At 72.6% G+C, this 12687-nt stretch carries 13 protein-coding genes; all 13 read right to left on the minus strand.

Annotated elements, in window-relative coordinates:
- The 13 genes from ACI3ET_RS09360 to ACI3ET_RS09420 all read right to left on the minus strand — a co-directional run bounded on the left by ACI3ET_RS09360 (window position 1) and on the right by ACI3ET_RS09420 (window position 12661).
- Window positions 1-1461 (minus strand): benzaldehyde dehydrogenase, encoded by a 1461-nt coding sequence (locus tag ACI3ET_RS09360; protein ID WP_405032759.1) that lies wholly within the window; start codon window positions 1459-1461, stop codon window positions 1-3.
- Window positions 1458-2321, minus strand: coding sequence for an ABC transporter ATP-binding protein (locus tag ACI3ET_RS09365; protein ID WP_405032847.1), 864 nt, complete (start codon window positions 2319-2321; stop codon window positions 1458-1460). Before ACI3ET_RS09365 ends, ACI3ET_RS09360 begins: the two co-directional genes overlap by 4 nt.
- Before the next feature lie 64 nt (window positions 2322-2385).
- Entirely contained in the window at window positions 2386-3159 is a 774-nt protein-coding gene (locus tag ACI3ET_RS09370) for an ABC transporter permease (RefSeq protein WP_405032760.1), read from the minus strand.
- Window positions 3159-3998, minus strand: a complete 840-nt coding sequence (locus ACI3ET_RS09375; RefSeq protein ID WP_405032761.1) for an ABC transporter permease — start codon at window positions 3996-3998, stop codon at window positions 3159-3161. The genes ACI3ET_RS09370 and ACI3ET_RS09375 overlap by 1 nt, the downstream gene beginning before the upstream one ends.
- The gene (locus tag ACI3ET_RS09380; RefSeq protein WP_405032762.1) at window positions 3995-4999 is read right to left on the minus strand and encodes an ABC transporter substrate-binding protein; all 1005 of its coding nucleotides are present in this window, start codon (window positions 4997-4999) and stop codon (window positions 3995-3997) included. The genes ACI3ET_RS09375 and ACI3ET_RS09380 overlap by 4 nt, the downstream gene beginning before the upstream one ends.
- A gap of 168 nt (window positions 5000-5167) precedes the next feature.
- Window positions 5168-6379, minus strand: coding sequence for a 4-hydroxybenzoate 3-monooxygenase (locus tag ACI3ET_RS09385; RefSeq protein WP_405032763.1), 1212 nt, complete (start codon window positions 6377-6379; stop codon window positions 5168-5170).
- A gap of 77 nt (window positions 6380-6456) precedes the next feature.
- Entirely contained in the window at window positions 6457-7251 is a 795-nt protein-coding gene (locus ACI3ET_RS09390) for an IclR family transcriptional regulator domain-containing protein (protein ID WP_405032764.1), read from the minus strand.
- Window positions 7248-7730 (minus strand): 4-carboxymuconolactone decarboxylase, encoded by a 483-nt coding sequence (pcaC, locus tag ACI3ET_RS09395; protein WP_405032765.1) that lies wholly within the window; start codon window positions 7728-7730, stop codon window positions 7248-7250. Before pcaC ends, ACI3ET_RS09390 begins: the two co-directional genes overlap by 4 nt.
- The gene (locus tag ACI3ET_RS09400; RefSeq protein ID WP_405032766.1) at window positions 7727-8632 is read right to left on the minus strand and encodes an alpha/beta fold hydrolase; all 906 of its coding nucleotides are present in this window, start codon (window positions 8630-8632) and stop codon (window positions 7727-7729) included. Before ACI3ET_RS09400 ends, pcaC begins: the two co-directional genes overlap by 4 nt.
- Complete coding sequence (locus ACI3ET_RS09405) at window positions 8629-9915, minus strand: lyase family protein (protein ID WP_405032767.1); 1287 nt, start codon at window positions 9913-9915, stop codon at window positions 8629-8631. Before ACI3ET_RS09405 ends, ACI3ET_RS09400 begins: the two co-directional genes overlap by 4 nt.
- 25 nt (window positions 9916-9940) lie before the next feature.
- Window positions 9941-10543 (minus strand): protocatechuate 3,4-dioxygenase subunit alpha, encoded by a 603-nt coding sequence (gene pcaG, locus ACI3ET_RS09410; protein WP_405032768.1) that lies wholly within the window; start codon window positions 10541-10543, stop codon window positions 9941-9943.
- Window positions 10540-11367, minus strand: coding sequence for a protocatechuate 3,4-dioxygenase subunit beta (gene pcaH / locus ACI3ET_RS09415; RefSeq protein ID WP_405032769.1), 828 nt, complete (start codon window positions 11365-11367; stop codon window positions 10540-10542). Before pcaH ends, pcaG begins: the two co-directional genes overlap by 4 nt.
- A gap of 67 nt (window positions 11368-11434) precedes the next feature.
- On the minus strand, window positions 11435-12661 hold the full coding sequence (locus tag ACI3ET_RS09420) for an MFS transporter (RefSeq protein WP_405032770.1): 1227 nt from the start codon (window positions 12659-12661) through the stop codon (window positions 11435-11437).
- Window positions 12662-12687 lie beyond the last annotated feature (26 nt).

Genomic DNA, 12687 nt, shown 5'->3' on the forward strand with positions numbered 1-12687 from the left:
TCAGAACGGGTAGCGCGCGATCTCGCCCTGCATGGTGACCCACTGGGTCTCGGTGAACGCCTCGATGTTGGCCTCGACCCCGCCGAAGCGGGAGCCGGTGCCGGAGGCGCCGACCCCGCCGAACGGGGCGGTGGGCTCGTCGTCGACCGTCTGGTCGTTGATGTGCACGATGCCCGAGGGGATCCGCTCGGCGAGGTCCAGGGCCCGCATGACGTCGCGGGTCAGGATGCCCAGCGCCAGGCCGTAGTCCGACTGCGTCGCCAGCGCCACCGCCTCCTCGACCGTGGAGAACTTCGCGACCGGGGCGACCGGCCCGAAGACCTCCTCGGCGAAGGCGGGGTGCGACATCCCGGAGTCGGCGATGACGGTGGGCCGGTAGAAGAGCCCGTCGAAGGTGCCGCCCGTGGTGATCCGCGCACCGGCCTCGCCGGAGCGGGTGACCAGGTCGTGGATGCGGTCGCGCTGGCCCGCGTCGATGACCGGGCCCAGCGGGGCCTCGGTCGTGGCGGGGTTGCCCACCGGGATGCCGGCCGCGGTGGCGGTGAGCCGCTCGACGTACTCGTCGTAGATCGACTCGTGGACAAGGTGGCGGCCGGTGGTCATGCAGATCTGCCCCTGGTGCAGGAACGAGCCCCACGCGCCGGCCGACACGGCGGCCGGGACGTCGACGTCGTCGAGCACGATGAGCGCGTTGTTGCCGCCCAGCTCGAGGTGGGCCCGCTTGAGCAGCCGGCCTGCGGCCTCCCCGACCTTGCGGCCCGCGGCGGTCGACCCGGTGAAGGAGATGACCCGCACGTCCGGGTGCTCGACCAGCGCAAACCCGAGGTCGGCACCACCGGGGAGGACGTGGAACAACCCCTCCGGCAGACCGGCCTCGCGCAGGACCTCGGCGAAGAACAGGCCTCCGGAGACGGCGGTGCGGGGGTCCGGCTTGAGGACGACGGCGTTGCCGGCGGCCAGCGCCGGGGCGACCGAGCGGCTGGCCAGGATCGCCGGGAAGTTGAACGGCGAGATGACCCCGACGACCCCGACCGGCAGGCGGCGCGCCATCGACAGCCGGGGCACGTGGGTGCGGAGCAGCTGGCCGTAGGGCGCCTCGACGACGGCGGTCGCGCCGAAGTACTCGCCGGAGACGAGTGAGGCCTCGAACGCGGCCTTGCCCCGGCCGGAGCCGGCCTCGCGGACCAGCCAGTCGGACAGCACGTCGGCGTTGTCGTCGATCAGCTGGCCGGCGCGACGGAAGACGGCCGAGCGCTCGGGATAGGGCAGCGCCATCCACTCACGCTGGGCGGCGCGACCCTGCTCGACGGCGCGGGACACGTCCTCGGTCGAGCCGACACCGTAGCTGCCGATCGTGTTCCCGGTCGCCGGCTCGACGACGTCGGCCGACCCGCCGCCGCCCCGGACCCAGCCGCCGCTGGAGATGCGACCGTCCCACGTGCTGCTGTCGAAGAAGGTCATGCTGCACCCTCCCCGCTCGCGACGGTCGTCCCCGGGTTCTTCTTGTCGATGTCGTCGGCGGTGACGCCGGCGGCGATCTGCGCGGGGACGATCCCGTTCTTCGCGAGCTGGATCTGCTCGTAGATGTGGTGGCGCAGCTCGGAGAAGCGCTGGGTGGACCGGGTCTCGAGCTGGGTGCGCTCGTCGGGCAGGTCGATCACGACGTCCTCCTGCACCACGGTGGGGCTGGAGGAGAGGATGATCACGCGCTCGGCGAGGTAGACGGACTCGTCGATGTCGTGGGTCACGAACAGCACGGTGACGCCGAGCCGGTGCCAGATGTCGCGGACCAGGTCCTCGAGGTCGGCGCGGGTCTGGGCGTCGACCGCGGCGAAAGGCTCGTCCATGAGCAGCACGTGCGGCTTGTAGGCGACGGCGCGCGCGATGGCGACGCGCTGCTGCATACCTCCCGAGAGCTGCCAGGGGAAGCGCTTGTGCGCGTGGCCCAGGCCGACGGCCTCGAGGGCCTCGGCGACCCGCTGCTCGCGCTCGGCGGTGGGCACCCGGGCGTTCTTGAGCGGCAGCTCGACGTTGCCGTGCACGGTCAGCCACGGGAAGAGCGAGCGACCGTACTCCTGGAAGACCACCGCCATCGTCTTGGGCGGGCCGTTGACGCGCTCGCCCTCGAGGACGACCTCGCCGGACGTGGGCTCCATCAGCCCGGAGATGATCTTCAGCAGCGTGGTCTTGCCTGCGCCGGAGGGCCCGACGATGCAGGCCAGCTCGCCGCGGCGCACGTCGAAGGTCAGGTTGCGGACGGCCTCGACCGGGCCGGCCGTGGAGGGGTAGATCTTCTGCACGCCGCGCACCGAGAGCAGGATCTCGTCGCGCTCGTGCCGGGCGCTGCCGGCGGCGACACCGACGGTGGACGTGGGGCTGGTGGGCTCACTCACTGTGCTCAACCTCTTTCAGGCCGTGGTACCAGCGCAGGACGCGCTGCTCGACGAAGGAGAAGATCGCGGCCAGGAGCACGCCGATGAGACCGAGCAGCACGATGCCGCTCCACATCTCGGTGACGGCGAAGGACCGCTGGAACTGGACGATGGTGAACCCCAGGCCGGAGCTCGAGGCGAACATCTCGGAGATGACCATCAGGATGAGCCCGATCGACAGGGCCTGACGGATGCCGGTGATGTAGTAGGGCGAGGCGGCCGGCAGGGTGAGCATCCGGATCCGCGAGGAGCCGTGGATGCCGTAGACCTTGGCGGTGTCCGAGAGGACCTCGTCCATGGACCGCACGCCCTCGATGGTGTTCAGCAGGATGGGCCAGACGCACCCCGAGGCGATGACCGCGACCTTCATCGTGTCGTTGACGCCGACCAGCACCATGAGGATCGGCACGAGGACCGGCGGCGGGATGGCACGGAAAAACTCCAGCACCGGCTCGGACAGGCGCCTCAGCACCCGGCTGGAGCCGATCGCCAGACCGAGGGCGATGCCCACGACGATCGCGACGACGAGGCCGATGGCCAGGCGCGTCAGCGAGGGAAGCACGTCCTCGCGGAAGCGCGGCCCGATCCACACCTCCCGGAAGGTGGTGACGAGCTCGCCGGGCTTGGGCACCCAGAAGCTGTCGCTGTTGAGCGTCAGGGCCCACCACAGGAGAACCAGCAGGGCCGGCAGGGCCAGCACGTAGAAGGCCTTCTTCAGATAGCCCATCAGTGGGCCTCCGCCCGCACCGAGGGGTGCCACGACAGCGTCCGGCGCTCGATCATCCGGAACGCGATGTTGATGAGCACGCCGAGGAAGCCGGTCGCCAGCACCAGCGCGTACATCGGGGCGGTGGCCCCGCCGGACTGGGCCAGGGCGATCTCGCGGCCCAGGCCCGGGTTGCCGATGACCAGCTCGGAGGTCACGGCCAGGATCAGCGCGACGGCCGCGCCCAGGCGCAGCCCCGTCATCAGGTAGGGCAGCATCGTCGGCCACACCACGTGCCGCATCCTGGCCAGGTAGCCCAGCCCGAAGCTGCGGGCCGTGTTGTTGGCGATCGGGTCCACGTCGGCCACGCCGTAGAGGACCTGGATCAGCACCTGCCAGAAGGAGGCGTAGACGATGAGCAGGAGCTTGGACTCCAGCTCGACCCCGAAGAGCAGCACTGCCAGCGGGATGAGCGCGACCGAGGGGATCGGGCGCAGGAACTCGATCGTCGAGGCGGTGAACCTGCGCAGGAAGCTGGAGGAGCCGATGACCAGCCCGACCACGACCGCGGCGATGGTGGCGATGGCCAGCCCGATCGCCCAGCCCTTCATCGTGTCCCACACCGCGAGCCAGAAGTCGGCGTAGGTGAGGTTGCGGGCGAAGATGCCCAGGGTCTCCGATGGCGGCGGCAGGTAGCGCGCCGGGACCAGGCCCACGGCAGGCACCAGCTCCCACACGCCCAGGAAGATGAGCGACCCGATGAGCCCGAGCACCGCCGGCGGCCACGACAGCAGCCGGTCGCCGAGCGAGCGGGACTCCTCCGGCGGGCTGCCGGAGGGCGCGACGGCGGTGGTCGTCACGGGAGCAGCTCGTCCAGGTTCGGGGCCGTCTCCAGGCTGCCGAACCTGACGGCCGCCTCGCCGAGCCTGGTCATCGCGTCGCGGTTGAACTCGGCGCGGAAGCGGGGCAGCGTCATGGCCTCCCGTCCGGCCTCGTCGATCTTGGTGTAGGTGCCGACGATCTCGCGCACCGCGTCCGGGTTCTCCGCGGCGAACTCCAGGGACCGGGTCATCGCTGCGGTGAAGGCCTCGACCAGCTCGGGGTCCTCCTCGAAGTTCTCCACGGTGGTGAAGTAGCCGGCGATGTCGAGCTCGGGGTCGAAGTCCGCGAAGTTGTTCGTCACGAGGGTGGCGCCGTCGTTCAGCGCCGCACTCTTGAAGGGCTCCAGCACCCAGGCGGCGTCGACCTGCCCGCGCTCGAGGGCCGCCGGCATGTCGGGGAACGCGATCTCGACGAAGTCGATGCTCTCCGGGTCGCCGCCCGCCTCCTCCACGACGGTGCGGATGGTGGTGTCGCCGATGTTGTTGAGGTTGTTGACCGCCACGGTCTTGCCGGCCAGGTCGGCCGGGCCGGCGATGTCGGAGTCGGCGGGGGCGAGGACCGCACCCACGTCGGGGTCGGTGCCGGTGGTCGCCAGGCCGTTGGTGAGGTACCTCAGCGGCAGGCCCTGGTCGACGGCGACCATCGTGGAGATCGTGTTGCCGAAGGCCACGTCGAAGGAGCCGCTGACCACGCCGGGGACCGCGGCGGCGCCACCGGTCGTCTCGACGATCTCGAGGTCGAGGCCCTCCTCCTCGAAGAAGCCCTCCTCCTTGCCCAGGTAGATGGGGGCGGTGTCGACGATCGGGATGACCCCGACCTTGATCTCGCGCAGCTCGCCGTCGTCCTCGCCGGACGCCTCGCTCTCGGCGGCGTCCTCGGTGCCGCCGCCGGCGGTGGAGTCCGAGGGCGAGCCCGAGCCGCAGGCGGCGAGGAGGGCCATGGTGCCGGTCGCGACGGTCACCGTGATCAAGCGCTTCATGTTGAGCTCCTTTGCTCCGGGGGCGGCGTCCGGGATCCCGACACCGTCGGCATCGATCAGGAATGCCTGGTTCTCAATTGTTCACTTAGTGAATTGTCCTACATCTGCAGCATAGGCCAGGAGCGGGCCAAGGGCAATGCCGGTATGCCGTGGCCGCCCGTGGGCAGGTCAAGCACCCCCGCGCGGCGCCGGCCAGCCCGTGTAGCCCTCGGCGAGGTAGCGGCGCCCCGCCTCGGAGCCGACGAGCGTGGTCAGCTCCCCGACCTGGCGCCTCGTGTCGAACGCGGAGTACTCCCCGGACATCGTGTGGAGCATCGTGCTCATCCAGTAGGAGAAGTGCTGGGCCTTCCACACCCGCTCGAGCGCGCGCGGTGAGTACTCGTCCAGCGCCGAGGTCTCCCCCGACCGGATCGCCCGCTCCAGCACCTCGTGCAGGACCTTGACGTCCATGAGCGCCAGGTTGAGGCCCTTGGCGCCGGTGGGCGGGACGGTGTGGGCGGCGTCACCGGCGAGGAAGAGGTTGCCGTGCCGCATCGGCTCGGCGACGAAGGAACGGAAGCGCAGCACGACCTTCTCGGTGATCGGCCCCTGGTGGAGGGTGAAGCCGTCACCCTCCGTGCACAGCGCGAGCCGCTCCCAGATCCGCTCGTCGCTCCACGCCGAGGGGTCCTCGTAGGGGTCGCACTGGAAGTACATCCGCTGCAGCGTCTCGGTGCGCTGGGAGATGAGGGCGAAGCCGTGCGCGCTGTGCGCGTAGATGAGCTCCGGCGCGCTCATCGGCGCCTCGGCCATGATCCCGAACCACGCGAAGGGGTACTCGCGGAAGTGGTGGACCGCGACGTCGTCGGGGACGAGGTGGCGGCACATGCTCCGGGAGCCGTCGGCGCCGACCACGTAGTCGCAGGTCACCTCGTGCCGCTGACCCTCGGCGTCGGTGAACGACACCGTCGGTGCGGCAGTGGTGACGCCCTCGACCGTCGGGTCGGTGATCCCGAAGTGCACGGTGCCGCCGTCGCGCTCCCGGGCGTCGGCCAGGTCGATGAAGACGTCGGTCTGCGGGTAGAGCCATACCGACTCCCCGACCAGCGCCTCGAAGTCGACCCGGTGTCCGTGCCCGTCGAAACGCAGCTCGATGCCCTCGTGCCGGTGGCCGTCGCGATGGACCCGGTCGCCGACACCGCTGTCGACGAGGAGGTCCACGCTGCCCGCCTCGAGGATGCCCGCGCGGTGCGTGTTCTCGATCTGGTCGCGGGTGCGCAGGTCGAGGACGACACTCTCGATCCCGCTGCGGTCCAGCAGGTGGGAGAGCATGAGGCCGGCGGGGCCACCGCCGACGATCCCGACCGTGGTGCGGCTGCGGGTGACTTCTGGTGCGCTCATCTGGGGCTCCTCTTCTCAGAACGTGGTCTGGTGGCCGGCCGGACGCCGGCGGGGTGCGGTGGCGGGTGCGGAAGGGCTCATGTCGACAGCGACAGCTCCTCCTCGATGCGGGCGACGCTCTCGCGCAGCCCGGCGACGACCTGCTCGACGGTGTGCGGCGCGCGCCCGTCGTGCACGGCCATCGAGACGTTGGCGGCCGCGACGACGCGCCCGCCCTGGCGCACGGGCACGGCGACGCTGCGCAGACCGAGCGCGAGCTGCTGGTCGGCCAGGGCATACCCCTGCTCGCGGACCCGCGCCAGCTCGGCGCGCAGTTCCTGCACGTCCGTGACCGTGTAGGGCGTGAGCTGCTCGAGGGGGCCCCCCGCAAGGTGCTCGTCGAGCTCGGGCGCCGGGAGGTGGGCCATCAGCACGCGACCCATCGAGGTGGCGTGGGCGGGGAAGCGGGTGCCCACGGGGATCGGCATCGTCATGATCCGGTGGGTGGGCACGCGGACGACGTACAGGATGTCCGGACCGTCGAGGACGCTGACCGAGGTCGACTCCTGCAGGCGGGCGGACAGCTCCTTGAGGTGGGGCTGGGCGATCTCCGACAGCGGGAGCCCGGACACGAACGCGTAGCCGAGCCGCAGCACGCGCGGGGTGAGGCGGAACCGCTGCCCGTCGCTGTGGACGTAGCCGAGGGCGACCAGCGTGTGCAGGAAGCGGCGCGCGGTGGCCCGCGTCAGACCGGTACGCCCGGCGACCTCGGTGAGCGTCAGCTCGCGGTGCGTGGCGTCGAAGGCGGTGATGACGTCCAGCCCCCGGGCCAGGGACTGCACGAACTCCCCGCCCCGGTCCGGGACGGGGACGTCGACGACCTCGGTGCTCACGCGCGACCCTCCTCCACGCCGTCCACGCCGTCCACGCCGTCCACCCCGTCCACCCCGTCCTCCTCGAGCACCCGCTGGGCGACGGCGAAGGCGTGGTTGGCGTCCGGCACCCCGCAGTAGATCGCCGTCTGGAGCAGGACCTCGCCGATCTCGTCGGCGCTCAGCCCGTTGCGGCGGGCCGCGCGCACGTGCATCTCCAGCTCGCCCCAGTGGCCCCGGGCGACGAGCGCGGTGAGGGTGATCGCGCTGCGCGTGCGCCGGTCCAGCCCGGGCCGGGTCCAGATCTCGCCCCAGGCGTACCGGGTGATGAGGTCCTGGAAGTCGGCGGTGAAAGGACCCTTGCGGGCCTCGGCCCGGTCCACGTGCTCGTCGGAGAGCACCTCGCGCCGGACCGCCATGCCGGCGTCGCGGCGCTGGCCGGCGGTGACGTCCGCACCGTCGGGGGGCGCGGTTCCTCCGCGGCCGTCGGGCCCGCTCATCGCAGACCCTCCAGCCAGTCGAGGAGCACGCCGGCGACCTCGGTGGGCTGCTCCGCCGGGGCGAGGTGGGCGGCGCCCTCGACGATGACCAGCGACGCCCCGGGGATCTGCCCCGCCAGCTCCTGCTGCTGCTCCGGCGTGCAGACGGCGTCGTGCCGTCCGCCCAGGACGAGCACCGGCACGGTGATCGCGCCGAGCCGGTCGACGACGTCGTGCTGGGCGAGCGCCTCGCAGACGCGGGCGTAGGAGTCCTTGTCGGCGTGCTGGAGGGTGGTGAGGAGGCCGGTGCCCGTGCGCGGCTCCCGCTCCAGGAAGCCGGGGGCGAACCACCGCTGGGCCGAGCCCTCGACCATCACCGGCGTCCCCGCCCGCCGCACCAGGTCGGCCCTCTCGTGCCAGCCCTCCGGCGTCCCGATGCGGGCGCCGGAGCAGCAGACGACACTCCCCCGCACCCGCTGCGCCGACGAGCCGAGCGCGTCGCCCACGGCGAGCACCAGCCCGACGGCCCCCCCGACACTGACCCCGGCGTGGACGAACCCTTCCCGCGGGCGGACTACGTCGACGAGGGCGACGACCGCGCGGGCCACGTCCTCCAGGGTGAACGGCTCGTCGCAGGGGTCGCTGTCGCCGTGGCCGGGCAGGTCCCAGCCGAGGACGTCGAAGCCGACCCCCGCCGCTACGGAGCCGGCGCACTCGTCCCAGAGGGCGACGACGCCGGTGCCGAGCGAGGGCCCGACCACGAGGAGGTCACGCCCGGTGTCGGGCGTGAGCCAGTGGCCGCGCAGGGCCAAGAGGTCGGTGCCGCGCGTGACGGCGTCGGTGCCGCTCGTGACGGCGTCGGTGCCGCTCGTGCCGGCGTCGGTGCCGCTCGTGCCGGCGTCGGTGTCGGTGCTGCTGCTCATCGGTGGGTCCTCTCGCGCCAGCGGCGGACGGCGTCGTCGGTCAGGGTCGTGCTCGCCCCGAGGTAGTCCGCGGCTCCGGCACCCTCAGGCACCTGAGGGGACGCGGCGAGGTCGAGGGACAGACCCCGCCACTCCGACAGGGACACGTCGCCGACCACCGCCACCCGCGCGGCCATCGCGTCCGCGTCGACGGCCAGACCCTCCACCAGCGTGGCGGCCTGGTCTGCGGTGGTGACCGCGAGCACGAGCAGCCGCTGCAGGGTGGGCCACTCGGCGTGCCAGGCACCGTCGGACCGCTCGTCGACGGCCAGCGCGGCGCACTGGTGGAGCAGGCCGGCCAGCGGTCCGGCCTGGAGCCCGGCCGCCCTCACCAGCACCGACAGGACGGGGTTGCGCTTGTGCGGCATCGTGGACGAGCGCCCCTGCCCGGGCGCCAGGCCCTCGCCGAGCTCGGCGATCTCGGGGCGTGACAGCGTCGCCACGTCGGTCGCGACGTGCCCCAGGGCGGACACGACGGCGGCCAGCGTGTCGCCGATCCGGGTGACCGGGCGGCGCCGCGTGTGCCAGGGCGCGCCGGGCCAGGACAGCCCGAGCCGTTCGGCCCAGAGCCCGGCCAGGTCGAGCGGGTCGGGGTGTGTCGTGCCGTCCCCGGGCGCGCCCGTCCCCCGCACGGCGGTCTGCGCCGCGACACCGACACCGGCCAGCGTGCCGGCCGCTCCCCCGCACTGCACCGGGAGCTCGGCCCGGCAGGTCTCCACCTCGCCGAGCGCCTCCTCGACCGAGGTCAGCCACTGGGAGGCCTTGAGCCCGAACGTGATCGGCACCGCGTGCTGGGTCAGCGTGCGACCCGTCGTCACGGTCGTGCGGTGCTCCTCCGCGTGCGCGGCGAGCGCGTCCCCCGCACGGCGCAACGACCCGGCGACGTCCTCGAGGGCGTCGCTCGCCACCAGGGCCAGGGCGGTGTCGAGGACGTCCTGGCTGGTCAGTCCGCGGTGGACGAACCGTGCGGCATCCCCACCCCCGACCCGGGCCCGGAGGTCGTCGACGAGCGGGATGACCGGGTTGCCCCCCTCGGCCCCGCGTGCGGCGACCGACGCGAGGTCGAGCGGCTGGGCCTCGACCGCGCCGGCGAACGTCTCCGCGAGACCCGCCGGGGCGCAACCGTTCTCGCTCAGCACCCCCAGCCACGCCACCTCTGCCGCGACGAGGGCGGCGAGGACCGCCTCGTCGCCGGCCACGGCATACCCCCGCGCCGTCCCTGGCTGGAGGAGCCCCGACCTCACTGGGGGGTGGGGAGCCTCCGCCGCCTCACGCCTCATGTCGCGGGTAGGTGAGGAAGACGGTCTCCCCCTCGCCCTGGAGCCGGATGTCGAAGCGCAGCGAGCCGTCGTCCTCGCGCACGGCGAGCAGGCTCGCGCGCCGGTCGTCCCCGACCGAGGAGAGCAGCGCGTCGCGCGCGAGTGCCTCCTCGTCGCCGGGCACGTACGCGCGCGTGAAGAGGCGGTTGAGCAGACCCCGGGCGAAGACGGTCACCGCGAAGAACGTCGCTCGGCCGTCCGTGGTGCCGGGCTCGACGGTGGTGAAGGAGTAGGTGCCTGCGCGGGTGGTGGGGCAGCGGCCCCAGCCGCTCCACGTCATCCCGTCCCGGGCGAGGGTGCCCTCGACCCCGTGGACGGCACCGTCCGCGTCGGCCTGGGTGATCTCGATGAGGGCGTCCGGGACAGGCTCGCCGGCGCCGTCGTAGACCGTGCCGTGGAGGCGGACCGCACCCGGCGTCGACGGCGGCACGAGCTCGTGCCCGCGCTCGAACGGCAGCGCGAAGCCGAAGAAGGGTCCGATGGTCTGGCCGGGGGTCGGGACGAGGTCGCCGGCGAGGGTCGACACCTCGGGGCCGGTGGTCTGCTCGCTCATCGGTGCTCGCCCTCCTCGGACTCCATCGGCGTGCCGTGCGTGCCGGTGAGGACGATGTCCCAGCGGTAGCCCAGCAGCCACTCGTGCTCGGACACGTCGTGGTCGTAGAGGGCGACGAGCCGGTCGCGCGCCCTCTGGTCGGTGATCGACTGGTAGATCGGGTCGAGCGCGAGGAGCGGGTCGCCGGGGAAGTACATCTGGGTGACCATGCGCTGGGTGAACTCCGTGCCGAACAGCGAGAAGTGCACGTGCGCGGGGCGCCAGGCGTTGCGGTGGTTCTTCCACGGGTAGGGGCCGGGCTTGATCGTGACGAACTCGTAGCTGCCGTCCGCCCCGGTGATCACCCGGCCCACACCGTAGAAGTGGGGGTCCAGGGGTGCCGGGTGCTGGTCGCGCTTGTGGACGTAGCGGCCGGCGGCGTTGGCCTGCCAGATCTCGACGAGCTGACCGGCGACCGGCCGGCCGTCACCGTCGAGCACCCGACCGGCGATCTTGAGGCGTTCCCCGATCGGCTCCCCCCCGGGTGCCAGCGTGAGGTCGGCCTCGATGGGGTCGACGTCGCGGTGGCCGAAGACGGGCGCGAAGCGCTCGATCTCCTCCGGGTCCGCGTGGTGCGGGTCCTTGGTGGGGTGCCGCAGCTCGGAGCTGCGGTAGGGCCGGAAGTCGATGGTGGGCTGGAGCAGCCCGGCCGGTGCGGCCTGCTGGACCGCGGCCATCTCGTCGTTGATCTCGGTCTGGGTCGCGATCGGGACGTCGAGCGGGGCGGGCGCGGGCGCCTCGTCCTCCCACTCCTGCTCCCAGGTCGTGTCGTCGTTGACTGCCATGACAGGACTCTAGCGACGTGTTCGTATGTTGACCAGAGGTTCGCACCGCGAACACCTATGGCATCCGTCACACGATGTCGCGGTCCCGTCCCGCCACTGCGGCGCTGAGCAGCAACCCGCCCGACAGCACGAGCAGCACGAGCAGCGGCACGTCCCAGCTCCCCGTCGTCGCGCTGACGGCCCCGAGCACGATCGGCCCTGCCGCCCCCAGCCCGTAGCCGATGAGCTGCGACATCCCCGACAGCCCGCGCACGGTCTCTGCGTCCCGCGCGCGCAGCACGGCCAGGGTGAACGCCAGCGAGATGCCCGCCCCCTGCGCGAAGGCCCCGACGACGCACCACAGGAGCCACCACTGCGGGACCTCGAGCAGGCCGACCACCATGACCGCCCACCCGAGCGCGACGAGGGCCCCGAGCCAGCTCTGCGAGGTCCCGCGACGGCAGAGCACGGGCACGACCAGCGTCGAGGGGATCGCGAGCAGCTGGAACACCGACATCGCGGTGCCGGCCGCCTCCCGCGCCAGACCCAGGTCCTCCCGCAGGAGGGTCGGCAGCCACGAGGTCAGGGAGTAGTAGAGCGCGGACTGGAACCCGAGCGTCAGCGCCACCGCCCAGGCCATCGGCTGCCGCCACACGGACCGGGAGGTATGCGGTGCGCCGGCCGGGTGCGCCCGCGCCGTCGGGCGCCCGGGGGCTCCGGCGGTGGTCGTGCGCTCGGGCACGACCACCCCGGGCCACCACACGAGCAGCGCGAGGACCGGCAGCACGACCCAGGCGGCGAGCCCGACCCGCCACCCGGCAGGCTCGGACAACGGCGCGGTGAGGGCTGCAGCCAGCGCCGCCCCCCCGGCCAGGGTCGCGGTGTAGACACCGGTGACGCGCGCCGCGCTGAGCGGGAAGTCCCGCTTGACCACCACCGGGACGAGCACGTTGCCGACCGTCATGCCGAGCCCCACGACCACGGTGCCGACGAGCAGGACGCCGGACCCGAGCAGGACCCTGGCAACGAGCCCCACAGCCACGACGACCAGTCCCAGGGCGATCGCCCGTCCCGGCCCCATCCGATGACCCAGCCACGACGCGACCGGGGCCGCGAGGGCGAAGCAGACCACGGGCAACGAGGTCAGGAGCCCGGCGGTCGCCCGCGTCAGTCCGACGTCGCCGCTGACCTCGTCGAGCACCGGGGCCACGGCAGCGATCGGGCTGCGCAGGTTGATCCCGACGAGGAGCACGGCGAGCAGCGCCAGCCCGACCGGCGTCAGCCCCCGGCGCCGACCCCTGCTCGTGCTCGTCACCCCGGAAGTCCTACCACGCGCGGCAG

The organism is Ornithinimicrobium jinqii, from assembly GCF_045032595.1.
GTDB lineage: Bacteria > Actinomycetota > Actinomycetes > Actinomycetales > Dermatophilaceae > Ornithinicoccus.